The organism is Fusibacter sp. JL298sf-3 (assembly GCF_053842995.1).
The window spans coordinates 317,203-339,580 of the sequence record NZ_CM132608.1; the positions used below are offsets into that span (position 1 = coordinate 317,203).

Below are 22,378 nucleotides of genomic sequence, written 5' to 3' on the forward strand. Positions count from 1 at the left end.
CTCCTAATCAAAATTCAGTGCGAAGTACGACGGTTCCCCTTCGAGTTCCACCAGCGCTTTATAGGCGTCTTTGCTGTCGCACGCGCCGTTTAAAACCGACTGGTACAACTCAAGACAAGCTTTTAGGCGCTCTGGGGGATAAGTCGCCCCCTCCACGCGCCAATAGCGCACTCTAGCGCCTAAGCTCTCGATTAGAGGCATTAGGCAAAGCGGTTTCGTCGTCGTAAAATGGTTTTTTCCGAAGCAGTCTCGATAGACCGGGTGCCTTCTGCCGTCGTCGTCGACGAGATAGAGAACCGCCTTACTGTCTGCGCCAATAGGTTCAAAAACCGTTAAATTTTCAAACAAGTCTTGATCCATGTACATTACTGTGGGCTTGCCGTGTGCGATGAGTTCGAGAGCCGGGACGCTATCCGTCAGCGCTTTTAAGGCATCGGCGCCAAGTTCCAACGACGCCGCCACCGTTTCGATGCCTGAAGCTTGAAGACATTTAACAGCCGTTCCGTTGTAGGCATTGAGCGTGTAGTCGCCGACGCATTTGAGCCCCAATGCCTTAAAGGGCTCTGCGGAGCCCATATGTGTGACGAGCACCCCGTCGAGGCCCATGTGATCCGTGCCGAAATAATGCACGTAATGATTCACCTGCGCATCGGTCATCATCGTCGGCAACGCATAGAAGACTTCTGTGGCGCCCTTTTTTCGTGTAAGTTGTCGGATGGCCTCTCGTGTAAACGGCGTGGCGCCTCCAATGGGTTCACCGGAAAGGTAGAGCCTAGAAACACCGCAGGACAACGCCACTTTTGCCTGCTCTACATCGTTGACGCGTACAGTGAGTGCCGCGTTGGGGCTTCCCGAGCCGAATACGGCGTTGAGCGTCGCCGTGCGCACGGGGCTAATGGCCATTTCCTCAACGGGATTGCTAAACGGTTTTCCCGTGCTGTAAAACTTCCCGGTGCCCTCATAGCGCTCGTTGATGTAGGACAATCCCGGTTCGCCAAAGGCGCGCGCCGTCGAGAAATCCCTCTTTCGGTTTTCAAAAAGCGTCTCAGCATCTTGACGCCGATTGTAGCAAATAGGGTCTTCAATGTAGCGGTCGATGGCATCTGAATAGCTTTGAATCAAAGGGATAAGGTAAGCGGAATCGCGCATCCGCCCTTCAATTTTAAAAGAAACCACTCCGGCGTCAATGAGTTCCGGAATGTGCTCGTACAAATACATATCTTTTACAGCCATGGGGTACGTGGTATCGACGGTTTCCAGCGCATGGTCGATGGTGTAATGCCAGCGACAGGGTTTCATACATTTGCCGCGGTTGCTGCTCTTGCCGAACAGCAGTCCCGAATAATGGCACTGGGAACCGTGTACCGCACACATATCGCCGTGTACAAAGTACTCGAGCTCCATATCCGATTGCGCATCAAAAGATTTGACCGTATTTAATGACACATCTCTAGAAACAACGACGCGTGAGACACCTTTCGCTCTTAGAAATCGGATCATGTCGAGGTTGTGCACATTCATCATCACTGAAGCGTGCAGCGGTAGCGAAAGCTCCAGAGCCTGTACCCGCTCGACGACAGCCAGATCTTGGACAATTAATGCATCGGGACCGATACCTTCCAACACCTTAAGGTAGTCGTCCAGTGCCCCACAGTCCCCTTCGTCGAGCAGATTGTTCACAGTGATGTAGACGCGTTTGCCGTTTTCATGTGCTAAAGATACCGCCGTACGCATTTCATCATTTGTAAAGTTAAAATCTTTTCGGTGAAGACGCATATTAAAGTTTTTACCGCCAAAGTAAAACGCATCGGCACCGGAATTCAGCAACGCCTTAAATATTTCAAAATTGCCGCAAGGTACCAACAATTCAACTTCTCTTTTGTTAAAATAGCGCATAATGCCTCCTTATGCTCTCTGCCATCTCGTCAGCGCGCGCTCCAGAAGATCGATGCTCATAAAGAGCACAAATCCGAGAGCCGCCAGCAAAAATATGCCGCCGAACATGGCGTTGTAGTTCATTCGATTCCACATGTCCTGTATATAGTAGCCGAGCCCTGCCGTCGTACCGAAGTTCTCCGCAAAAAAGAGAATGGACAGAGACGTTCCAACGGAAAGCCTGAGCGCCGTCAGTAAATCCGGCAAAATACACATCACCGTCACGTGATAAAAACGCTGCAACCTGGACGCCCCCAAACTGATTAGCGGCAAGTAATAGGTATCGGGAATGGCCGCAACGGCATCTCTTACAGCGACGATAACCTGAAAGACCGTTATCAGCACAATCAGCGTCACTTTTGACGCATCGCCGAGGCCGAAAAGAATCATAATCACCGGCAACAGCGCTGTTTTGGGAATGGGGTATGTGAAGTAAATCAGAGGGTTCAACAGCTTGTTGACCCGCTGAAACGATCCCATGGAAAGGCCGATGGCAGTGCCCACGACGAGCGAAAGACCAATGCCTTTAAAAAGCCTTAGGCAACTCGCCCACAGATGGCGGCCGCCCCCGCCGGCGAAGACGTCGTCGAGCGTTAAAAAGACCGCTAAAGGTCCCGGCAGTGCGGGGCTGTTGACACACCATGCCCCCACTTGCCACAAAAGCATAAACAGGACAAAGCCTTTTAAGAGCGTCACCGCGTATGAGGTTTTATTGCCCACGAGCCACCTCCTCCATCAGCTGGACTTTAATCGCTTTATACAATGCCGAATACGTCTGAGCTTCTCTGAAGTCCTCGCGACCGAAAAGCGGATTTTCCATAAGGGCGCGCACCCCTCCCGGCGCGTGACGCATAACGACGATTTTATGTCCTAAGTAAAGCGCTTCCTCTATGCTGTGAGTGACGATAAGCGTTGCACACTTCACCTGACGCCAAGTCTTTAAGAAGAGTTGCTGCGCTTCTTCGCGCATAATAGCGTCCAGTGCTGAAAACGGTTCGTCCATCAGCAGAAGTTCCGGCTGTAGAAAGAGGGCGCGCGCTATGGCGACGCGCTGTCTTTGGCCACCACTCAGTGTCCTCGGATAGCGCTTTTTCATTTTGTCGAGATCCAAAGATGCCAAAATAGCATCCAGTCGCCGATCGTCGACTTCTGAGACCGGTCGCTTTTTAATCCGGTAGGGCAACACACAATTCTTGTAAACGGTTTTCCACGGCATCAGCCCGTAGCCTTGAGGCATAAAGCCGATGGTTTGACGCTTTACATCGAGCGGTTTACCCTCGATGGCAACAGTACCGCTATGCGCCTTTAAAATCCCCCCCAAGACGCTGAGCAACGTCGACTTTCCGCAGCCTGAGGGGCCTATAATACATAGGATTTCTCCTTTTTCAACAGATAAATCGACGTCTTTTAAAGCCGCTACCCCATTGGGGTAAGTAACGCCGAGTTTTTTAATTTCAACCACCTAAGCACCTCGTTCTGAATCTTATGACAGCAGCGTTGTCAACTGAGTCATTATGAGAAGTGACGCGACATTTGACACACCTCGGTGTATCAAAACGAATCAAAGGTGGGTATCCCCACCTTGTGATTGTCGTATTGAGTTTACTAACCGTTGTTAGTCGATTACGCCGACATCGCTAAGCACGTCGTCGAGGTTCAACTCGGTTGTGAGGAGCCCTTTGTCCGTTGCCCAAGCAAAGACTTTTTCAACAAGTTCTCTTTCAGGCAATTGATTCTTTCTAAACGTCGGAACCGCCGTTTGACCTTTCATTGACTCCGGATAGCCAACCGCTGCGATAACACTGTCTTCGTAGTCGGCAATCGGATTTTCGTTGAGGTAGTCGACGCCTTTGTTGTAACCTCGGTAAAACGCTTTTAAAGCCTCGGGATTGTCACTGACCACATCGCCTAAAAAAGCTGTTACGGAGATGTACCCGCCTTTTTCGGAAGTGACACTTTCTATCACTTTTCCACCTGCTGCCACAGCCGCATCAGAGAAGGGATTCGGCATCAAAGACGCGTCGACTTCTCCGGCGTTGAGCATCTCGAGCCTTGTAGGGAGTGGCGGAATCACAACTTTTTCAATATCGGCAGGTGTTTTACCATTGGCTTCAAGCAGCTGGTCGATGGTGTACTCAATCACGGTATTTTCAGAAATCGCGACTTTTTCACCACTGAAATCCGCAATGGTCTCGACTGGTGATGTCTCGCCGACGACGAGCTCGAACTCACCGTCTGTTGCACCGGTAACCACCATATTGACACCGGCGTTTTGGTAGATGGCAATGGCAACCAAATCCCCGATGATACCGTCAAGCGCTCCTGCTTGGAGTGCGGCATCTCTATCTTTAAAGGACTTAAACACCTGTAGATCCACTGTTAAGCCTTCTTCTTCAAAATAACCGTTTTCGTTAGCGATAAAAATCGGCAACATGTCTACGGCGCTCATCACGCCGAGTCGAAGTGTCATCTCTTCTGTTTTTTCCGCTTCTTTAGCGCCACAAGCTGCTACTGTCAACAGCAACACGAGTACCAATCCTAAACTGATCCATTTTTTCATTTCTCTCTCTAGTCCTTCCATTTTTCAAATTCATTATTTTCAATTCCCATATGGTCGAGCAATTTCCCCACCATAAAGTGTACCGCTTCTTCCAGCGTTTGAGGTTTGTGATAAAAACCGGGCATAGCCGGCACAATAGACACACCGCATTTCGATAGCTTCAATAGATTTTCGAGGTGTATCGTACTCAGTGGCGTCTCTCGCGGCACGAGAATTAAACGCCGCTTTTCCTTTATAGCCACGTCACAGACGCGCGTCAAAAGATTCTGAGACAGACCGTTTGCAACGGCGCCGAGCGTTCCCATGGAACACGGACAGACCACGACGGCATCGTATGGGTTTGAACCGCTTGCAACACCTGCAAACAAATTGTCGTTGTCTTCGACGACAAATTTGGGATACTGTGCTTTTAAATCTGCCGAATAGGCATCAAACGCCCTATCCAGTTCGTATTCGAAAACTTTGCGCCCCATAGCCGTTGGAATGAGGTGAACAGTATGTCCGAGTTTCAAAAGTGTTTCTGTCAGTACCTTGGCATAAATGCTGCCGCTGGCACCGGTAAGGCCAATAATAATTTTCAATTTATCCTCCATAAGTTAGAGCCACAGGATGTCCATTAAGCCACCGGCGAGGAACACCATGCTGATAACTTGGTTGACACTGTAAGATGCCAGTTTGACCAACGTCAAATTGGTTTCCGAGACCATTTTGTGCTGAAGCACGAACAATCCGGCGACAATGCCGATGGCGACAAAGTAAACCGCCCCCAGCGCATTTGCCAGAAAGCCTACAGCAACGAGACAGGACATCGCTACGACGTGGAACCCCTTGGCTATGGCCAGGCCACCTTTTACCCCGAATCGAGCCGGTATCGAGTGAAGCCCGTTGGCTGTATCAAATGCGTAGTCTTGTGCACCGTAGAGAATATCAAATCCCGCCACCCAAAACGTATTGGCAACGCCAAAAAGTATCGGCAATACGCTGAGACGCCCTGTTACGGCGAGCCACGCCCCTACAGGTGCCATAGCTGAAGTCGCGCCGAGAACCACATGACACAGCCAGGTAAAACGCTTTGTATAAGAATAGCCTATCATAAACACATAGGCGATAGGCGACAGAGCCAAGCACAGGGGATTGAGTTTGTAAGCGCCGAAAGCCATGATTAAAAAGCACACCGCTGTAAACACCACCACTTCCTTTGGCGCGATGGCGCCTCTGGGGATTTGCCTGTCAGCCGTTCTCGGGTTTTTGGCGTCGATTTTCGCATCGATTACGCGGTTGATCGCGTTTGCACCGGTTCGTGCACTTAAAAAGCACACGAGTATCCAGAAGACTTTTTCAAACTGGATAGAACCACTGGAAGCGAGAAGCATGGCAATCAATGCAAAAGACAATGAAAATATCGTATGTGAAAACATGACGAGCACGCCATAATCGTGTACTTTTTTCGCCGCCTTAGTCAATACCATACTGCGCCCACCGTTCTGCAACTTTCGATTTGACGGCATCGCTCATCTCGATATCCTCCGGCCACGGACGTTCATGCCCTTCACTCGGCCATTTTTTCGTCGCGTCAATGCCGACGCGGCTCCCGAAATGTGGCATCGGAGCGGCATGATCCAGTGCATCGAGCGGCCCTTTAGAAATTTCAATATCGCGTTCTCCATCGATATTGTTAAAAACTTTCCACATCACCGTCGAAATATCATGCGGATTTACGTCTGCGTCGACGACGATAACCATCTTCGTATACATCATCTGCCCCATCCCCCACACGGCATTCATAATCTTACGCGCGTGTCCGGGATACTTCTTTTGAATAGCGATAATGACACAGGAATGGAACACCCCTTCAAGCGGAAAATTGATGTCGACGATTTCCGGGTTCATCATTTTTAAAAGCGGCAAAAAGATGCGCTCAGTCGCTTTGCCCATATAACAGTCTTCCATAGGCGGCTTGCCTACCACAGTCGCCGGATACACCGCGTTCTTTCGATGGGTGATGCATGTGACGTGAAACACCGGGTAATAGTCGGCCAAAGAGTAGTACCCCGTATGGTCGCCAAAAGGGCCTTCCCATCTCAGAGGTTCTTCTACATCGACATACCCCTCGATAACCATTTCAGCCTCTGCAGGTACATAAATGTCGTTCGTGATGGATTTGACCATCTTGACGGGCATCTTCCTGAGAAATCCTGCGAACATCATCTCGTCAATCATTTTCGGCAGTGGCGCCGTAGCGGCATACGTAATGGCGGGATCGCATCCAAGCGCCACAGACACCGGCATGCGACCGCCAATTTTCTTGTAGCTTTCGTAAATTTCCTTGCCGTCTTTGTGCAGATGCCAATGCATCCCCGTCGTCTCTTTATCAAAAATCTGCATTCTGTACATGCCGACGTTTTGAATCTGTGTTTCCGGGTCTTTCGTAAAGACCAACGGCAAGGTTACAAAGCGGCCGCCGTCTTTTGGCCAGCAATGCAACACAGGCAGTTTCTCCAGATCCGGTCGGTCGATGACAACGTCTTGGCAAGCGCCTTTTGTCGGTAGCTTAACCGGAAAAACTGTCGCCAAACGACTGAGTTTCGGCAAAGACTTGATTTTATTCATGAGTCCTATATAACTCGACATATCCATAAACTCTTCAATCACAGTCCCTACAGCGTCCATATCTTCCACGCCCAGCGCCAGTGCCATACGCCTTTCACTGCCCATGGCATTGGTCAGTACGGGAAACTCAGATCCCTTGACGTTTTCAAAGAGCAAAGCGGGACCGCCGGCTTTGGACACGCGGTCGGTAATCTCGGTAATTTCAAGGTGTGCGTCAACTTCAGCCGTTACGCGCTTTAACTCACCAAGCGCCTCGAGCTTTTTGATAAACTCACCTAAATTTTTGTAAGCCATTATGCCTCCTTGTTCGTTAAGGCCTTAACATTTGAAACGATTCTTTAGACACCCTCACCCCATCTATTGTATAATAGAATGTGATTTAAAAAAAGGTATTTTAATGAACAAAACGACATTTAATAAGGAGTCTTAGTTATGAACACATACACACATCACTTTTCTTTCGGAATTCTAACTTTAACAGCCGTTCAGCCGGGGCGCGATGTACAACTGGTCATCAGTGGTGGCGATACGCCACACATAGGCGCCGTGGCACTGGGCACGCCGAGACCGAGTCTGGCAGATGCATCTCAAAAATCGAGCAGTGCCAGCGTCCTATGTGTCAGCGGGCATAAAGAGGATCTGTTGGCACGCCGCGTCGCTTTAACCGTTTCAAAAGAATTGGATGCAACTGTCTGCGTCAGCGTCGGTATTCATCTCAATGCGCCGACCCCCGGGGATTTTGAAGCCGTTTCGAATGCTGTAGACACATTGGTTGACCAGTACCTCCGAAACCGTGTTGAAACAGATTAGTCCGATACCACAGTGAACATACTTTTTATCGACGGCGGCAACGCATTCAATAAACGCTTGGCCTCGTCAATGGTCTCAAAACGATTGAGTTCTATGACGTAAAGGCCTTCTTCTACGCGATAGACCCGTCGATGGCCGTAGTCGATCAGCTGTTCTTCCAGACGTCCCAGTGGCTCGCCCATTGCCATAGGCACACTCACTACGCGATACGCCTCTTGAACTGTTTCTCCCGGTGCCTTAGAAACGGTCAAGGCCAACTGTGCAGGGGACTCTCTTTCTACGACCTCAAAGACAATCGGTTCATCAAATTGTACCACCAGCGTAATCATCGAGTCGTCTAAGGTGGTTACAGGGAATATATCGGCGATTAAGGGGCTTTTATCGGCAATGGCCTTTGCAGGGGTTGCATCGAACTTTCTAACGCCGCTGAGCTTGAACGTCAACATCCACGGGTTTGTATCCGCATGGATTTCATAGTGTCCCGTCTGCCCTTCACCTTCAAAAGTAAAAGCCAGCGTTTCGTCCGAATCGGTTCTTTCCCAATGAAAATCATCTAGTGAGAGGCCGTCGGTAATGACACCGCCTTCTACAGCGACGTCGTTAAAAATCAACGCTTTTACAAATGAACCCACCAGTGGGAGTGACGTGGCCTTTTCCGCAAACGCCGGCGACAAGTTCAGTGCCGTGGTCAAACCGCCGACAAAAATCAGTACAGAGGCGGCAACAGCAAGCCTTTGCCGATTTCTTCGACGCCTCGCTAGTCGACCGGTTGCTACGCCTGCGCGAATAGCTTGCGAAATTTCAGTTGGGACGGGTATGTTTTGGTACATCGCCTTTAACGCCTCCATTCTCTCATCATTCATCGCTAAGCACCTCCTCAAGCTCTATACGCATTTTCTTTAGGGTTCTATACAGGAGTGATTTCACTGAATTGAGCGGCATTTCAAGAATCTCTGCAATTTCTTTTAGCTTTAAATCTTCAAAATACTTTAAGATGACAACCGCCTTTTCACGGTCGTTGAGCCCTTCTATGGCTTGAAGCAAGAGCATCTTATCGTCGACCTCTCCTTGAATGTCCTCGGCACGCTGTGCTTTTTCTAATTGGTAGACGATGGCGTCGTTCTCTAGCGGAATTGATTTTTTACGCTTTTTAATAAAATCGATACTGGTATTTATGGCAATACGCGTTAACCACGTCTCGCGGTACGCTTCATTTCTAAGTTGACCATAGTGACTGTACGCCTTACATACAGTCTCTTGTACGACGTCCAATGCGTCGTCTTTATTTTTAACATAGCTGTAGGCAATCCGGTAGAGCGTCTCTTGTCTCCGCTCAATCAGCGCCAAAAAATCAGCGTCTCTCTTTTCTTTCTTGTAAAACATTTCTCTGTAAGCCTCCTCGCTTAGTTTGAGTTGTGCTCACTTAATAGACTGTAGAGGGCTCAGAAAAGTTGCAAGCCTATTAAAAGTTATTTGACGCGCTTGCGCTTAAACAAAAGCGGCTTGAACCGCAGATGCACTGCAGTTCAAGCCGCTATTTTGAGTTCCGTTGAGCTTAACGCTCAAACCACCTCTTTGTTTTCACTATACCACGCTCCTTTCTTTAAAAGATTAACCGGTTGTGTTAATTATCCCCCATGCCGGCACATTTTTAAAGGGAAAGAACCGTTATAGCGGTTTTTTGGCATAGACAATTTTTTTGATTGCCGAGAGACTTAAATGATGTTTTTCAGAGAGGGTACTGATGGTCGCACCTTCATGAAAAGCAGCGCGTATCTGGGCATTTCGACTTTCTAAGCTTTGTCTAATCCCGCTTTTTTCACCCCAACGCGCCTTAGCCGTCGTTTTGGGAAAATAGAGCAAACCGCCGTTGACGTACTCAGCAACTGCCGACATTAGGTGAGCAGGCAGTACGTCTTGTGCATTTTGATATTTCATTTTTTAATGCCTCCAATTGGATAAATGTTAAAGTGTCCAATTGCTCACCTCCTCTTTTCTAGAATTGACCTAAAGGTCTAACAGTAGTATAGCAGATTTTCCCTGATTTGTCTTACATCAGCTTATAGATTTCTCTAATGGCCCTCGGCACTTTATTGTATTCTCTTATACTTGTAGAAAGCGAACAAACTATCGATTATACTTTGTACAGTATCGTTTGCAGAGCGCTATTTTTCACGCGCTCTGCAAACGATTCAAAGCGCTCAGCGCATTAACTAACTTTTATGGGAGGGTATCATGAAAAATTCTACCAAAATGATGGTGTTCGGCGCTATCTGTGTCACTCTAAACATCGTCTTTGGTCTCGTCGTCAGCTTCTTAAACATACCGTTGATCTTTATGGATACGATGGGGACTATCCTGTGCGGTGCTTTGTTCGGTCCTGTAGCAGGTGGTATCGTCGGGGCGGTAACCAACATTTTAACTGCGGTTGTGAACAATCCGGTTGAAATGCCGTTTGCCCTAGTCAATATGACCATCGGTATCGTCGTCGGGCTCATTTCTAAAAAGAAGGGCTTCTCTTTGGTCACGGCTGTGGTCACCGGCGTTTTACTCGCCATTATTGCACCCCTTATTGGAACGCCAATCGTGGTATGGCTCTACGGTGGCGTCACGGGCAAATCCACCGACTTTCTCGTAGGATGGTTGTTGGCTTCCGGACATAAAATTTTTACAGCGGCATTTTTACCGAGAATTTGGGGAAATCTCATCGATAAAATAGCCAGTTGTCTCCTGGCATATGTCGTGATTAAAAACTTACCAAACCAGTTGAAATACGGGACTTACGCTTATGAAAAGAACTCGTAAAATCGTCTTGGTCAGCCATTGTGTGCTTAACCAAAACGCAGTGGTAAAACCGCTTGCACGTGCTAAAGGGCCTTTTGAAAAAGTGGTTTCTGAAATCGTGCGTCGCGGCATCGGCATCGTCCAACTCCCCTGCCCCGAGACACTTTACGGGGGGCTCGACCGCCAGCCAATGTCTTACGACGCGTACAATCAGCCGTCATACCGCACACTTTGTCAGCTGCTTGCAAAACGCGAGGCCGACCTTGTTGAATCTTTGATAAAAGACGGTGTAAGCGTCGTCGGCATTATCGGCATCGACCAAAGCCCTACTTGCAGCCAAACGGGCAAAATCGGTCACTTTATGGAAGCGATTCACTCGATACCCAGCTTTAACGCACTGTCGCGACTCGATATCCCTGAGGCGTTTGGAACTTCTGAAGCGGCTGATGCTGTTTTTTATGAAAAACTTGCCGATTGGCTGGATCGATAGCCGCTTTTGGCGTTTTCCGATACGGTACTCAAAACCCCCTCGCTTTCACAAAAGAAGCGAGGGGGTTTTGAGTTGGACAACAGGCGTTGAGCCCAAAGCCAATTGTATGCTGGTTTTCTAAAGTGACTGTTCAGCGTAGGCCTTTGCTATACGCGCGCCGATTTTAGCGTTGTTGTAGACCAGTTCTAAATTGGCTGTAAGGCTCTTTCCCCCTGTAATGGCTTTTACTTTAGAGAGCAGGAATGGCGTGCTTTTCTTTCCTTTAATCCCTTGAGATTTAGCTTCAACAAGGGCGTTTTCAATAGCCGCTGTAATTAAGTCGTAGTCCAGCGCATGTGCTTCCGGAATAGGATTGGCAATAACCATACCGCCTTTTAGACCCATTCCCCATTTGGCATGAAGGGCTTTTGCAGTGTCTTCTGGAGAGGATACCTTGTAATCGACGTCAAAGCCGCTTTTTCGGGTGTAGAACGCCGGGAATTCGTCGACGCCGTAGCCGAGAACCGGTACACCGTTTGTTTCGAGATATTCTAGTGTCAAACCGATATCGAGAATTGACTTTGCCCCTGCACAGACCACCGCTACATCTGTCTGAGCCAGCTCTTGAAGATCTGCTGAAATATCCATAGTTGTTTCCGCTTCTCGGTGTACACCGCCGATACCACCGGTGACAAACACTTTAATACCCGCCATTTGAGCTACGATCATCGTCGACGCCACAGTTGTTGCGCCGTCGAGTTTTTGAGAGACGATAAACGGCAGATCTCGTCTCGAAGCTTTTATAATGCCGGGGGTTTGAGCCATGTACAAAAGTTCTTCTTCTGTAAGGCCCGCTTTGAGGCGCCCGCCGATAATGCCGATAGTCGCCGGAATTGCGCCGTTCTCTCTAATAATGCGCTCTACTTTTTGTGCCATCTCAAAGTTTTCAGGATACGGCATCCCGTGAGAAATAATTGTTGACTCCAGCGCCACAACGGGTTTGCCAGATTTTAGTGCCTCTGCCACTTCTGTATTGATATCTAAAAATTGATTCATTTTACCATCTCCTCCACTAATGTCTTCACTTTTAATGCGCTGACTTGAGCGCTGATTGTCCGTTCACTTGTCAAGGCCAAATAGGCCATGGCTTGAGCAACTTCAACAGTTTTCTCAATAGGGTACCCTTCTAAATCGCTGTAGACGACCCCAGCCATAAAGGCATCCCCTGCACCGGTGGCATTTACCACCTGGCAAGGTATTGGCTTAGCCCAACCGCGCTTTTCAGAATTTCCATAAAAAACCCCTTCTTCTCCCATGGATATAAACACTTGTCGGACGCCTTTTTCTAGAAGGGCATCCATTGCTGCATTTAGCGATGCCTCATCTTTAATTGAAATGCCCGACAGAATTTCAGCTTCTAGTCGATTGGGTTTGATACAGTACAGGTGCGGCAATACCGCTTTGAGCTTTTCGGCTTTTGTCGCCGAAACCGTATCAGCGTAAAGCCGATGTCCGCTGTAATTTCCCGCAATGTAGTGAATGGTTTCCTCTGAAAGATTTGCGTCAATAACGATTGCAGATGACGGTTGAATAATCGGACGTTTTCTTTGGATCTCCGCCGGGGTCAAAAGCGTATTAATCCCGCTATCCACCAGTGCCACCATCATGTCACCTGTTTCATCCAAAATCGACAGGTAAATCGCCGAGCCGTAGTCGTCAGAAGCTATGGCATGGCTCATATCAATCCCTACAGACATATTCTCTTCCATGATTTTTTTCCCGTAGAGATCGTTTGAAAGCGCTGTAATAAGCTTGATGTGCACGCCCAATCGAGCGAGGTTATCGGCGATGTTTCTGCCGACGCCACCTACGGAGAGGGTGATGCCGCCCGGGTTGGAATCCCTGAGCTTTAAGGCGCTGTCCGGTGCGCCGGTTAAGTCCATATTGGAGCCGCCGATAACAACCACGTGCTCGCCTTCACCGATGATGTAACCTTTTCCTAAAATAACCCCTTTTTTCATCAAATTTGAAATCTGTACCGCAACGGACGAGCGCTGAATGCCCAGTCTTTCAGCGAGTTCTTGTTGAGAAATATAAGGGTTCTCGCGAATCAAATTTAAAATTTCCTGTTCCCTGTTCGTCAATAGACCACCTCGCAACTTATGTTTATGTTTAAACTTATGTTTATTTTAAGGCGAATTTCTCATTTTGTCAACCCTTGTTCAGAATTTTTTTGTCAAACAATGGCATAAAAAAACCACCGAATGCGTCAGTGGTTTAGGTTGAAAAAGCAGTTATTCTATTTTTTACATAGGCCAAACCAGAGGACTTCCCCCCACAGGACCATTCCCAAGGACTTTGCCAGAGCAACTGATGCCGTGTTGTCTGTGGCGATGTGCACGTAGGGGACAAATCCGGCTGCACGCGCCTTTGAAATAAGCGCAGTCGAGACTTTTAGAGCAAGCCCCTTTCCACGATGCCCCTTCAAGGTGTACATAACACCCATGGAGCCGTCTTCCCTTATCAGCGCCCAGGAAATCGGCATACCGTTCTCATCGCGTATGACACTCGATGGGTTTTCAGCGATACACCGCCTCAAATAAGCGTCACTGCCGGGTTCTTTATACGTGTAGTACCTATCGACATGTGCCACATCAGCTTCTGTTAGACTGTCCGTATCAGGTGCCGCAGGTGTATCGGCATCTTCCGGTAAAACCATCAAGTAACAAGGCTCCTCCCATTTTAACGCATACTGGCCCAGCGTCTTTAAAACGGTTTGTGCCGTTTCGTGGGGAAGACCGCAAAAATCAGGTGTTTCACCGAAATCAAAGCCTTTGAGATGCGCGCTGAGCACGGCTTCTGTACAGCCGTAAGGCGCATACCAACCGTCGTGCTCGAATACAAAGCCCTCGTCTGCATTTAAACTGTAAAACGTGTGCGCCACGCAATCCCTTAGCCTGCCGATGACATTGATATTTTCAAAAAAAGCCGCCTCTAACAGCGCCGTTGGCGCGGTATCCAGTTTCTTCATAGTTACCTCCTCAAATTCTACAACGTACACATGGCGTTGAGGCTGTATCGTATATGTCCTGAACCGTTGACGAAAGTATACGCCCCCGCATTCATTCCCAATTGTTGTGCAACCACCGCTTCCAAACTTTCTGTCTGAACTTCAGTGAAAATCACAGAAGCCTTGAGGTGCTTAAAACCGTATAGCATTAGATGTCTCGCTATTTGGACGCCAAAGGCAGAATTTTTGAAGTTTTGCGCCATGGCAAACGTCAACTTTAGAACACCGCTGTCGCCATGAGGGCTCAAGCTGCCGATGCCCACAAAGCGATGCCCCTTCTGCGTGTAGGCGACAATCGTATAACATTCACTGTTGCGCAGCAGCGCATCAATCTTTTCTTCAGTGGTGCCGGAAATCGGGAGCGTATCCAGATGTGGAGACGAACACTCAGCAGCGTAAAACGCGCGTAACGCTTTTCGATGTCTTGTACTCAGTTTTTCAAAACGGCAGAGTATCATAAAAACCCCCTCCTTTCCTTAGCGTTTTAAGCTCCCCTATTTACCGTATAGGCGAGCAAATGTCCCAGTGCATTTGAAAAGCCCAGCGATTTATACATGTCCACATCGATTTCAGAACTCCCCACTAAAACCGTATCGATGCCCGCTGATTTACAGCATTCAAAAACATATTCAATGAGCTTTCGCGCGACGCCCTTCCCCCTGTACTTTTTGGAGACAAAGAAATCTTCAAAGAGCGCACTTTTGGTAAAGTTAAAAGTTGAGAAAAAGCTTGCAATAGAACACATTGCTATCAATTGTCCTTCGTGAGAAACGACGTAAAAATCTATTTTTTTATTGAGAATGGCATCTTGCAAATCTAAAAATTGCTCTTTTGAAAACGCCGGCTCCCCAATGGACCATTTGTACGCTTGCATCAGTTCTTCTAAATGGTGAAAATCGTCACTTACCAGCTTTCTAATTGTCATAGTCGCCTCCATATGCTTTCAAATCCGAAATGTAACGCAAAGTAACCGCTGCCGTCCAAGTAAAGCCACTGTCCACTAGACCTTCACCCGAAAAAGGGTCGAAGTTTTCCGCCATACCGCCGACGGCGACCGCTTTTAGAAATCGCTCTTTTAAACGCTTTGAAATTGCGGGGCTCACTGTATCAAGTGCCGAAGTAATCAAGTAAGAACTTGGCGCCCACACGGGTCCAAGCCAGTAGCCGTTTTTTCTATACAGTGGACTGTGAGGCGCTTCAGTCGCCAGACCAAATGGGGTTTCAAATTGAACCAAATCGGCGAGCATCGCATCGACCACCTCTTTCGGCAAACGCTCCGCAATGAGAAGCGGCATCAAGCGCTGAAGACTTTCGCCAGCTGTTACCACCGTGTTCTCTGGCTGTTTAAGAGGTTTAAACTGACCTTCAGGCGTCCAAAGATATATCAACATTTTATCGATGAGCGCAAGGGCTTCTCGCTCGTAGGCATCGGCTCGATCCTCTTGATTCAACCGCTTAAAAGAGCGACTTAAAAAAAGACACTGTCTGACGAGAAATGCCGCTAGATCCGGCGAAACCACCGGAATACCTTCTGAAAAGTGGCTTCCGTTGTCCCACCCGGAATCGTTACCATGGGTATAAAAAGGCAGTCCGAAAGCACTCATCCGGTGATTGAGCCAAAACTGCGTCTGTCGTTCCGCCATTAGTACGATTCTTTTAAGGCGTTTGGTTGCTCCAAAGAAGTCCGGCGATAAAAGCAGCAACTGATCGTAGGCCCATCCGAGTAAAGGAGGCTTAGTACAGGCGAAACTGATCGTTTTGTCGTTTGCGTAGTCGGGCAAAATGCCACTGTCATCTTGAAGTGTTTCAAAGATAAGCAACTGCTCATACGCCAGTTGGGCGGCGCCTGGGGCGAGGCCCAAAGCCGTAAAATAATGGTCCCAAGACCAAATGTTGTTCATCCAATTTTTAGACATATAAACGGCGGGGTACTTTAAATGACCTTCAGGCTGAACGCCATTGCGCCATAAAGTGTGCAACGCCCAGGACGCCTGCTGATAATACGGTGTCTCCGTGTCAAATTGTGAAGAAAACGCCGCGTACTGTTGCGCTTGTTGGGTGACAAACGTTTCAAACGACTTACTGCAGTCCGGTCTTTTTCGCGAAACTGTCCGGTAGCTTTCGAGGGCGACCTCCGCCCCTGCCTCTGAACTGCCGATAACTGTTAATTTGATGCCTTCTTTATTTTTAAGCCCTTTTGTCAAGAGGCTGTCAATAGGATGAATGCCAATTTTAATGGCTTGTTGGTAATGTGTTGCTTCGGCAAAGTCTTCAAAAAAGGCGATATCATCGTAAGGACCTGCCAAAAATTTCAAGACTAAGGCCTCGTTGTATGTACGTATTCTCAATATATTCTCGTCTTCAAAAGTCATTGCGAGAATAACCTTTCCGCCGGTGCAAACGTTTAAGCACTGAGGAGAACAGAGGTATTCTATATCGGCGTTCTCCGGTAGCACGACGGAAAACACCGCCCCATACGCAGAGTCGCCCCCTCGTAAATCTCGAATATAGAGATCTGAGAGACCTTTTGGAGAAACGGCCCAATAGCTGCCCATGGTGCTAAAAGGTAAAAAGTCGTAACGCATACACCCCCCTTTATCACGGCAGAAATGCCAGCACTCTGGCAGGTGCGCCGTCGGCATTTTCATACTTCAACGGCGCCGCAACCAGAGTAAATCGGTTGACAGGCAGCTCTGTGAGCCCTGCCAAATTTTCTATAATGAGTTTTCCCTTAGACAACAAAAGATGGTGGTTAACAAAGTCCCTGCTCTCAATGGGGTCGACTGAAATGGCATCTATTCCAATGCCTTTAAGCGCTTGATCAGACAGCCATGTGGCGGCTGCACGACTGAGCACAGGAAAGCCTTTTAAGTAGGCCTCAGAGCCGTAAGAGCGCCCCCAACCGGTGTCGAGGATGAGAAAATCGACAGCTGCTATTGCCTCTTCGTGACGCTTGAGCAGTTCGAGGCTTATTTCAGCACCACACTGTGAAACATTTAATAGATAAGCTTCTCCGACAAACTGTGATGCGTCCAGAGCATCGAGTGTCGTCCCCGCCTGTATACAGTGATAAGGGGCGTCCATATGCGTGCCCATATGCGATTGGATGGACAGTTCCGTCATTTTAAAGTTTTCGGAGATTACGCGCTTGAACTGAGGGGCCGCCGTTCCGGGATAAAGCGACAGGGCGGTGTTCAGTGTGTGGGTTAAATCGTAAACAGTCATACTACCTCCACTCTACTTTAAGCATATATTTTTATACAATCTATGGCGTCATCCCTTCTTTGATGGTAAAATGTTGTTAAAAAGAAGTCAAGTGAAGTCAAAGGGAGACCCAGCATGATTAAAAACTACGCAGAATTGTTTGTCTTAGAAGCTTATAACACCATTATACAATCCGACAAGGGGTATTGTACATGTGAAAAGTGTAAAAATGATGCCTTGGCGATTGCTCTAAATAACCTTCCTTGTATGTATGCCACCTGTGAAACAGGTGCCATGTATCAAAAAATGAGGGAGTTGGATCCCCAGTTTAGAGTCACTATTTTAGGTGTGCTAACAAAAGCCATGCAGATTGTCAAAAGAAATCCGCGGCATTAGGTGCTTCGTAAATAGACCCTTGCATTGTGTAGAGATCAAACAATCGGTCGATGAAAAAGTAAGGCACAAAGGCACCGTTTTTGACCAGTGTCATCAGCGTTTTTTTGTCAACCCATTGCAGCTCAGTGACTTCTTCAGGTTGCGGGGTAAACGCCGACAAAGGGGCATCGTACGACACCATGTAATAGTCGTCTATAGAGTTGGCCCCAGAAACCGTCAACCGAGGCGCTGTTTTCGACAAATCGATTTTAATCCCCACTTCTTCAAGTGTCTCCCGTTCTGCCGCACTTCGGCTGTCATCGCCTGCCACTGCCGAGCCGCCGACGGAGATGTCCCACAACCCGGGCCAGCCCTTTTTATCGGGATGCCTTTTTTGTATGAGGAGCTCCCCTTTCTTATTGAACAAGCACACGTGCACCACGAGGTGATAACATCCCACAGGCACAGGTTCTCCTCTGACCATCGTTTCTTCCAGACGACATCTATTCCTATCGTATAAATCCCAAATTTCCATTCAAAAACCTTTCTTTATGTCAATTCTAGAACATACCATTCTGCTGCTCGATAACTGCGGCATGCTATTTGCATCACGCATTAGTTCTGTACAATACACGCCTCAAGCATCGCCTTGTGATTGTAATAATCCCCCAAAGTAAAATAGAGGGCCTTTAAAAAGTTCAATCGGTTTCGATTCACAAAAAGCTGCGCCTTTTCACTACCGACCGCTCGATGTGCCGTACAAATTTCCGCCACCCACGCCTCAAAATCTGCTTCTGTTAAAGTGCCTTTTTCAACCAGTAGCTTGACAACACGTGCCATTCTCATGTCTTCATTGTGACAGTAGACCGTGTCCGCGTCAAGCATTTTATCGACAACTGTAGTGAGCACAGCGCGTTGCAGTTCGGGACGCACGTTGTAGGTGACGAGGCAGGCTTTAATCCAGTCTGAGACATGTGCAATGGCATGCGCCCACCCTTTGCCCTCGACATACCCTCGCGTATCCTTCTCCGCTTTTAAATACTTCAACGCTGTGGTCAGATGATGCTCAATTTCATCAGCAGTCAAAAAACTGTTTTCGTTGTGATACCCGACGATGGTGGCTAAATGCAATGCGCTGAAAGACCGCTTGAAAACAGCATCTCCCTGCCCCTTTTCAATATCGTAGAACAAATAGTCCGTAGACAGCAGTTCGTGGGCGATTGTTCTGAGATCGTCAAATGCCAGCTTGCCCTCAAATACGGTGTCACAAAGCTGCTCGTAAATCAGTTCATCTCTCAGAGTGCTGTCTAGAGAACCGACGTGTGGCAGCGCTCTATTAACCCATTGCAAGGCGTCAGCTCCATCTCTTTCATCTAGGGGCAGCGTGGTTAGCGCCTCTTTAAGCGCACTTTCTTGAGCACTAACGCCCAAGTGTGAGATTTTGTCTTTCATAAAGTCAAAAAAGACCAAATTGCCGCCAAAAGCTTCCTTGATGTCGTCCAAAATCGTCACCATCTGTTGTACGCCCAGCGGGAGATGATTTGGCGACGAGAGGTTAACCGCTTCTTCAAATCGTCGGCTCAAGGCGTTTTCCAAGTAACAATTGAGACGTTTACACCCCAGTTTAGCGTATTCAGGGTGGTAAAGATGCCTTAAAAGAACAGACAAATCGCCGCTGAGATGACTGGCCAACCGCGAGGCCCAAACCAAATCGCCACGTAGATACGCCGTTTCAAACTCAAGCAAGGTAAAAGTTGCCGCATCGAAGAGGCGCGTCATTTCAGAAGTGCTCAAATCGAGCGGCTTGGCTATGTAGTTTTCAAGGTAATTCTCCGGATCGTACAGCACTTTAATCGCATCAGTCTGCGTTAGCGTCTCCGGCGTCTGTACATATAAGTCTAAATGCAGACCGTCTTCATAGACACAGACGATTTGGGGGCCGACAAAATTGGCTTCTGACCAATAGACCATCGGTTTATACGCCTTTAGCACTTCTAGACGCAAGGCCAAAAAAGCGTCTACGTGTTCAGGCAAAATGAGACAATAGAGGTCGACATCTGAGTACATATCGGCTTCGTCACGCGCCAAAGACCCCTTGAGGTAAATTGCTGAAACCAGATGCGTTTCAATAAGTCGATTTTTAATGATCTCTATAGCGTCAAACTGCTTCATAAAATGTGCCTCCTAATATTATAGATGTAATTAAAGTATAATAGATTTTCTCCCGAAAGAAAACCATAACCCCCTCATTCTTTCGATAAAAACACTCAAAAAAAGCAAAAGACCCTCTGAGGGTCTTTCAAAAGCCACTAGAAAATGGATACAATCAAAGTTAAGACGATAAAAGCCAAAAGAACAAAGCCGAGAAGGTTGTATCTGATTACTTTTCCTTTTGTAAAAACCCGCTTTCTTAATTCCTGCAAAAGCGCGTCTGTTCCCATGTAGTCTGTGTTGTGTTTGCAATGATGACAGCTTGAATAAAGATCACCAAAGTCTCTTATTAAACGCTTAATAAGACCATTTAAATTCTAACAACATACCTATATTATATTAAATTGTATCAATTATCAATTTATTCTTTACATTAAAATAAACATTAAAAAAAAGTTGTCACCTCTGCACTTCTCGTGCAAAAGGCAACAACCGTTTTCTGAGGCGTCGTTCCTACTCTTCCTCTTCTTCAAATTGTGCATTAAATGCCTCAGAAACTTTCTCATAAGTTTCGTCGCTGACAATTTCACTTAACTCAATCGACCCGTCGTCGTAATCTTTAAACTCATACAGCATCGCAATTTCTTCTTCCGGATGAAGAAGTGCAATGTACTCACTGCTCTCGACTTCGAAGATGTTGATAATTGGACACTCTAAAGTGTCGCCATTTTCTAATTCAAGCGTCACCGTGTGCACGTGATGCTCGTGGTCGTGATCGCAGCCGCAGCTGTGGTCGCCACAGCAGTGGCCGTCTTTATGATGTTCAGACATGTGTTCACCTCGCTTAGTATTTGCGCGCTATCGCGCTTGCATCATTATACCCTTTATGCGTTGGCTTGTCGATACGTTTTCGAGGTAAACATCTAAAAGGGCGTTGGTTTCCTCGATTTCTATAAAGCGCCGGACTCGTTTTCCATTGTTACCGGCTGACGTCGCGTCTTGATGACAAATGTGGTCAAAGCGAGTAAGGCCGCTAAAATGCCCACCGGCAATCCAATGGACTCACTTAATCCAAACCCTTCGCCCGCCACCAATATATAAGAAGTTATGACAGCCGTCATAAAAGTGGCCGGTACGGTGGCAATCCAGTGAAACTTACCGCATTTTGTCAGATATACGGCGGAAGTCCACAGCATAATTGTTGCAAGCGTCTGATTCGACCATGCAAAATAACGCCATATAATCGTGAAATCGATAAAGCAGAGTGCAATGCCTATTGCAAACAATGGAACGGCTATTAAAAAGCGCGCTTTTATTTTGTCTTGCTTCACCTTGAAGGCATCTGCTATAGCGAGGCGTGCACTTCTGAAAGCCGTGTCGCCCGACGTTATCGGCGCCGCAACCACACCTAGGACAGCGAGTACACCGCCGATAGTTCCCATAAGAGTGGTGGAGATTTCATTGACGACGACAGCTGCCGTTCCCGCCCCTGCGAGACCGGTTGTACCGCCGTAAAAGCTCATTGCAGCAGCCGCCCATATGAGTGCGATTACCCCTTCTGCAATCATCGCACCGTAAAACACCCGACGCCCTTCTCGTTCATGTTTCATACACCGCGCCATAATTGGCGATTGCGTCGCGTGAAAACCGCTGATTGCGCCACAGGCGATGGTGATAAATAAAAATGGGAAGATGGATTTGCCATCGGGATGCAAATTAGACAACGTAATTTCCGGAATGGTATACCCTTTTGCAAAGATGCCCACCATTATGCCTACGCCCATAATAAGAAGTGCAGCTCCGAAAATCGGGTAGACTTTACCGATGACTTTATCAATGGGCAATACCGTCGCCAGTAAGTAGTACGCAATAATGGCGCCTAGGAAGACAAATCGATTAATCCCCGTCATGCTTTCCAACAACCCTGCAGGGCCGTTGATGAAAACGACGCCAACTAAAATTAACAAAACGACTGAAAAAAGGCGCATAGCATTTTTAGCGCCGATACCGAGGTAGCGACCTACGATTTCAGCCACCGTTTCGCCATCGTGCCGCACAGAGAGCATCCCCGCAAAGTAATCGTGTACCGCCCCTGCGAAAATAGACCCGAGGACAATCCACAAGAACGCCACCGGCCCCCAGAGCGCACCGGCAATTGCTCCAAAAATCGGCCCTAGGCCTGCAATGTTTAAGAATTGAATTAAAAAGACCTTTTTCCAGTCCATTTCCACATAATCGACTCCGTCGTTAATGCGTTTAGCAGGTGTCACTTTTGAGTCGTCAGCACCGAATATCTTCTCTACAATTTTACCGTAGACAAAATACCCCGCAACCAGTGCCACTAAAGATAAAATAAAAGATACCATAAGAACCCCCTCCTTATTTGATGGCCTCATGGTATCATTATTTT

General features: G+C 47.7%; 25 protein-coding genes. 4 read left to right on the top strand and 21 right to left on the bottom strand.

Annotated features, from left to right (window positions below):
* Positions 1 to 3: 3 nt before the first annotated feature.
* From ACR6HW_RS01535 to ACR6HW_RS01565, 7 genes are all read right to left on the bottom strand, one after another.
* On the bottom strand, positions 4 to 1,896 hold the full coding sequence (locus ACR6HW_RS01535; RefSeq protein ID WP_455729408.1) for a U32 family peptidase: 1,893 nt from the start codon (positions 1,894 to 1,896) through the stop codon (positions 4 to 6).
* A 9-nt stretch (positions 1,897 to 1,905) separates the two neighbouring features.
* Entirely contained in the window at positions 1,906 to 2,655 is a 750-nt protein-coding gene (locus ACR6HW_RS01540) for an ABC transporter permease (protein WP_455729409.1), read from the bottom strand.
* Positions 2,645 to 3,397, bottom strand: coding sequence for an ABC transporter ATP-binding protein (locus ACR6HW_RS01545; RefSeq protein WP_455729410.1), 753 nt, complete (start codon positions 3,395 to 3,397; stop codon positions 2,645 to 2,647). The genes ACR6HW_RS01540 and ACR6HW_RS01545 overlap by 11 nt, the downstream gene beginning before the upstream one ends.
* Before the next feature lie 153 nt (positions 3,398 to 3,550).
* Positions 3,551 to 4,495, bottom strand: a complete 945-nt coding sequence (locus tag ACR6HW_RS01550) for an ABC transporter substrate-binding protein (RefSeq protein WP_455729411.1) — start codon at positions 4,493 to 4,495, stop codon at positions 3,551 to 3,553.
* Positions 4,496 to 4,503: 8 nt separating this feature from the next.
* Positions 4,504 to 5,076, bottom strand: a complete 573-nt coding sequence (locus ACR6HW_RS01555) for a UbiX family flavin prenyltransferase (RefSeq protein WP_455729412.1) — start codon at positions 5,074 to 5,076, stop codon at positions 4,504 to 4,506.
* Between the two features lie 15 nt (positions 5,077 to 5,091).
* Positions 5,092 to 5,964 carry a UbiA-like polyprenyltransferase gene (locus ACR6HW_RS01560; protein WP_455729413.1) on the bottom strand — a complete coding sequence of 291 codons (873 nt, stop codon included), beginning with the start codon at positions 5,962 to 5,964 and terminating at the stop codon, positions 5,092 to 5,094.
* Positions 5,951 to 7,399, bottom strand: a complete 1,449-nt coding sequence (locus ACR6HW_RS01565) for a menaquinone biosynthesis decarboxylase (protein WP_455729414.1) — start codon at positions 7,397 to 7,399, stop codon at positions 5,951 to 5,953. Before ACR6HW_RS01565 ends, ACR6HW_RS01560 begins: the two co-directional genes overlap by 14 nt.
* Positions 7,400 to 7,537: 138 nt before the next feature.
* On the opposite strand from ACR6HW_RS01565, the gene lpdD reads away from it, so the two are divergent.
* Positions 7,538 to 7,915: a prenylated flavin chaperone LpdD gene (gene lpdD / locus ACR6HW_RS01570; protein ID WP_455729415.1), complete on the top strand. Its 378-nt coding sequence runs from the start codon at positions 7,538 to 7,540 to the stop codon at positions 7,913 to 7,915.
* Here lpdD and ACR6HW_RS01575 read toward each other — a convergent pair.
* The 3 genes from ACR6HW_RS01575 to ACR6HW_RS01585 form a co-directional block, all read right to left on the bottom strand.
* Positions 7,912 to 8,778, bottom strand: a complete 867-nt coding sequence (locus ACR6HW_RS01575; protein ID WP_455729416.1) for a hypothetical protein — start codon at positions 8,776 to 8,778, stop codon at positions 7,912 to 7,914. The two genes, lpdD and ACR6HW_RS01575, sit on opposite strands and share 4 nt — an antisense overlap.
* Positions 8,771 to 9,298, bottom strand: a complete 528-nt coding sequence (locus tag ACR6HW_RS01580; protein WP_455729417.1) for a sigma-70 family RNA polymerase sigma factor — start codon at positions 9,296 to 9,298, stop codon at positions 8,771 to 8,773. The genes ACR6HW_RS01575 and ACR6HW_RS01580 overlap by 8 nt, the downstream gene beginning before the upstream one ends.
* 285 nt (positions 9,299 to 9,583) lie before the next feature.
* A complete protein-coding gene (locus ACR6HW_RS01585) occupies positions 9,584 to 9,853 on the bottom strand; it encodes a CD3324 family protein (RefSeq protein ID WP_455729418.1) in 270 nt (89 codons plus the stop codon).
* Positions 9,854 to 10,150: 297 nt separating this feature from the next.
* Here ACR6HW_RS01585 and ACR6HW_RS01590 point away from each other — a divergent pair, with 297 nt between their 5' ends.
* Positions 10,151 to 10,720, top strand: a complete 570-nt coding sequence (locus ACR6HW_RS01590) for a CD3073 family putative ECF transporter S component (RefSeq protein WP_455729419.1) — start codon at positions 10,151 to 10,153, stop codon at positions 10,718 to 10,720.
* Positions 10,704 to 11,189, top strand: a complete 486-nt coding sequence (locus ACR6HW_RS01595) for a CD3072 family TudS-related putative desulfidase (protein ID WP_455729420.1) — start codon at positions 10,704 to 10,706, stop codon at positions 11,187 to 11,189. Before ACR6HW_RS01590 ends, ACR6HW_RS01595 begins: the two co-directional genes overlap by 17 nt.
* Positions 11,190 to 11,306: 117 nt before the next feature.
* Here ACR6HW_RS01595 and ACR6HW_RS01600 read toward each other — a convergent pair whose 3' ends face one another.
* The 7 genes from ACR6HW_RS01600 to ACR6HW_RS01630 all read right to left on the bottom strand — a co-directional run bounded on the left by ACR6HW_RS01600 (position 11,307) and on the right by ACR6HW_RS01630 (position 17,463).
* Positions 11,307 to 12,224, bottom strand: coding sequence for a pseudouridine-5'-phosphate glycosidase (locus ACR6HW_RS01600; RefSeq protein ID WP_455729421.1), 918 nt, complete (start codon positions 12,222 to 12,224; stop codon positions 11,307 to 11,309).
* Positions 12,221 to 13,312 carry a PfkB family carbohydrate kinase gene (locus ACR6HW_RS01605; RefSeq protein ID WP_455729422.1) on the bottom strand — a complete coding sequence of 364 codons (1,092 nt, stop codon included), beginning with the start codon at positions 13,310 to 13,312 and terminating at the stop codon, positions 12,221 to 12,223. Before ACR6HW_RS01605 ends, ACR6HW_RS01600 begins: the two co-directional genes overlap by 4 nt.
* 155 nt (positions 13,313 to 13,467) lie before the next feature.
* A complete protein-coding gene (locus ACR6HW_RS01610) occupies positions 13,468 to 14,199 on the bottom strand; it encodes a GNAT family N-acetyltransferase (protein WP_455729423.1) in 732 nt (243 codons plus the stop codon).
* A gap of 17 nt (positions 14,200 to 14,216) precedes the next feature.
* A complete protein-coding gene (locus ACR6HW_RS01615) occupies positions 14,217 to 14,696 on the bottom strand; it encodes a hypothetical protein (protein ID WP_455729424.1) in 480 nt (159 codons plus the stop codon).
* A gap of 26 nt (positions 14,697 to 14,722) precedes the next feature.
* Complete coding sequence (locus ACR6HW_RS01620; RefSeq protein WP_455729425.1) at positions 14,723 to 15,163, bottom strand: GNAT family N-acetyltransferase; 441 nt, start codon at positions 15,161 to 15,163, stop codon at positions 14,723 to 14,725.
* Positions 15,153 to 16,823, bottom strand: coding sequence for an amylo-alpha-1,6-glucosidase (locus tag ACR6HW_RS01625; RefSeq protein WP_455729426.1), 1,671 nt, complete (start codon positions 16,821 to 16,823; stop codon positions 15,153 to 15,155). The genes ACR6HW_RS01620 and ACR6HW_RS01625 overlap by 11 nt, the downstream gene beginning before the upstream one ends.
* A gap of 13 nt (positions 16,824 to 16,836) precedes the next feature.
* Positions 16,837 to 17,463, bottom strand: coding sequence for a cyclase family protein (locus ACR6HW_RS01630; RefSeq protein ID WP_455729427.1), 627 nt, complete (start codon positions 17,461 to 17,463; stop codon positions 16,837 to 16,839).
* Positions 17,464 to 17,577: 114 nt separating this feature from the next.
* Here ACR6HW_RS01630 and ACR6HW_RS01635 point away from each other — a divergent pair, with 114 nt between their 5' ends.
* Positions 17,578 to 17,838, top strand: a complete 261-nt coding sequence (locus ACR6HW_RS01635; protein WP_455729428.1) for a late competence development ComFB family protein — start codon at positions 17,578 to 17,580, stop codon at positions 17,836 to 17,838.
* Here ACR6HW_RS01635 and ACR6HW_RS01640 read toward each other — a convergent pair.
* From ACR6HW_RS01640 to ACR6HW_RS01655, 4 genes are all read right to left on the bottom strand, one after another.
* A complete protein-coding gene (locus ACR6HW_RS01640) occupies positions 17,816 to 18,301 on the bottom strand; it encodes an NUDIX hydrolase (protein ID WP_455729429.1) in 486 nt (161 codons plus the stop codon). The genes ACR6HW_RS01635 and ACR6HW_RS01640 overlap by 23 nt on opposite strands.
* A 131-nt stretch (positions 18,302 to 18,432) precedes the next feature.
* On the bottom strand, positions 18,433 to 19,989 hold the full coding sequence (locus tag ACR6HW_RS01645; RefSeq protein WP_455729430.1) for a DUF2785 domain-containing protein: 1,557 nt from the start codon (positions 19,987 to 19,989) through the stop codon (positions 18,433 to 18,435).
* Between the two features lie 492 nt (positions 19,990 to 20,481).
* Positions 20,482 to 20,799: a DUF1292 domain-containing protein gene (locus ACR6HW_RS01650; protein WP_455729431.1), complete on the bottom strand. Its 318-nt coding sequence runs from the start codon at positions 20,797 to 20,799 to the stop codon at positions 20,482 to 20,484.
* 119 nt (positions 20,800 to 20,918) lie between these two features.
* Positions 20,919 to 22,334: a carbon starvation CstA family protein gene (locus ACR6HW_RS01655; protein ID WP_455729432.1), complete on the bottom strand. Its 1,416-nt coding sequence runs from the start codon at positions 22,332 to 22,334 to the stop codon at positions 20,919 to 20,921.
* Positions 22,335 to 22,378: the final 44 nt, after the last annotated feature.

Excerpts from the sequence above, each read along its gene's own strand:
- ACR6HW_RS01585 (WP_455729418.1), bottom strand. The coding sequence starts at position 9,853 with ATGAAATATCAAAATGCACAAGACGTACTGCCTGCTCACCTAATGTCG.
- ACR6HW_RS01640 (WP_455729429.1), bottom strand. The coding sequence starts at position 18,301 with ATGGTCAGAGGAGAACCTGTGCCTGTGGGATGTTATCACCTCGTGGTG.
- ACR6HW_RS01575 (WP_455729416.1), bottom strand. The coding sequence starts at position 8,778 with ATGAATGATGAGAGAATGGAGGCGTTAAAGGCGATGTACCAAAACATA.
- ACR6HW_RS01580 (WP_455729417.1), bottom strand. The coding sequence starts at position 9,298 with ATGTTTTACAAGAAAGAAAAGAGAGACGCTGATTTTTTGGCGCTGATT.
- ACR6HW_RS01655 (WP_455729432.1), bottom strand. The coding sequence starts at position 22,334 with ATGGTATCTTTTATTTTATCTTTAGTGGCACTGGTTGCGGGGTATTTT.
- ACR6HW_RS01610 (WP_455729423.1), bottom strand. The coding sequence starts at position 14,199 with ATGAAGAAACTGGATACCGCGCCAACGGCGCTGTTAGAGGCGGCTTTT.
- ACR6HW_RS01650 (WP_455729431.1), bottom strand. The coding sequence starts at position 20,799 with ATGTCTGAACATCATAAAGACGGCCACTGCTGTGGCGACCACAGCTGC.
- ACR6HW_RS01535 (WP_455729408.1), bottom strand. The coding sequence starts at position 1,896 with ATGCGCTATTTTAACAAAAGAGAAGTTGAATTGTTGGTACCTTGCGGC.
- ACR6HW_RS01630 (WP_455729427.1), bottom strand. The coding sequence starts at position 17,463 with ATGACTGTTTACGATTTAACCCACACACTGAACACCGCCCTGTCGCTT.
- ACR6HW_RS01595 (WP_455729420.1), top strand. The coding sequence starts at position 10,704 with ATGAAAAGAACTCGTAAAATCGTCTTGGTCAGCCATTGTGTGCTTAAC.
- ACR6HW_RS01615 (WP_455729424.1), bottom strand. The coding sequence starts at position 14,696 with ATGATACTCTGCCGTTTTGAAAAACTGAGTACAAGACATCGAAAAGCG.
- ACR6HW_RS01550 (WP_455729411.1), bottom strand. The coding sequence starts at position 4,495 with ATGAAAAAATGGATCAGTTTAGGATTGGTACTCGTGTTGCTGTTGACA.
- ACR6HW_RS01645 (WP_455729430.1), bottom strand. The coding sequence starts at position 19,989 with ATGAAGCAGTTTGACGCTATAGAGATCATTAAAAATCGACTTATTGAA.
- ACR6HW_RS01620 (WP_455729425.1), bottom strand. The coding sequence starts at position 15,163 with ATGACAATTAGAAAGCTGGTAAGTGACGATTTTCACCATTTAGAAGAA.
- ACR6HW_RS01635 (WP_455729428.1), top strand. The coding sequence starts at position 17,578 with ATGATTAAAAACTACGCAGAATTGTTTGTCTTAGAAGCTTATAACACC.
- ACR6HW_RS01590 (WP_455729419.1), top strand. The coding sequence starts at position 10,151 with ATGAAAAATTCTACCAAAATGATGGTGTTCGGCGCTATCTGTGTCACT.
- ACR6HW_RS01560 (WP_455729413.1), bottom strand. The coding sequence starts at position 5,964 with ATGGTATTGACTAAGGCGGCGAAAAAAGTACACGATTATGGCGTGCTC.
- lpdD (WP_455729415.1), top strand. The coding sequence starts at position 7,538 with ATGAACACATACACACATCACTTTTCTTTCGGAATTCTAACTTTAACA.
- ACR6HW_RS01565 (WP_455729414.1), bottom strand. The coding sequence starts at position 7,399 with ATGGCTTACAAAAATTTAGGTGAGTTTATCAAAAAGCTCGAGGCGCTT.
- ACR6HW_RS01600 (WP_455729421.1), bottom strand. The coding sequence starts at position 12,224 with ATGAATCAATTTTTAGATATCAATACAGAAGTGGCAGAGGCACTAAAA.
- ACR6HW_RS01625 (WP_455729426.1), bottom strand. The coding sequence starts at position 16,823 with ATGCGTTACGACTTTTTACCTTTTAGCACCATGGGCAGCTATTGGGCC.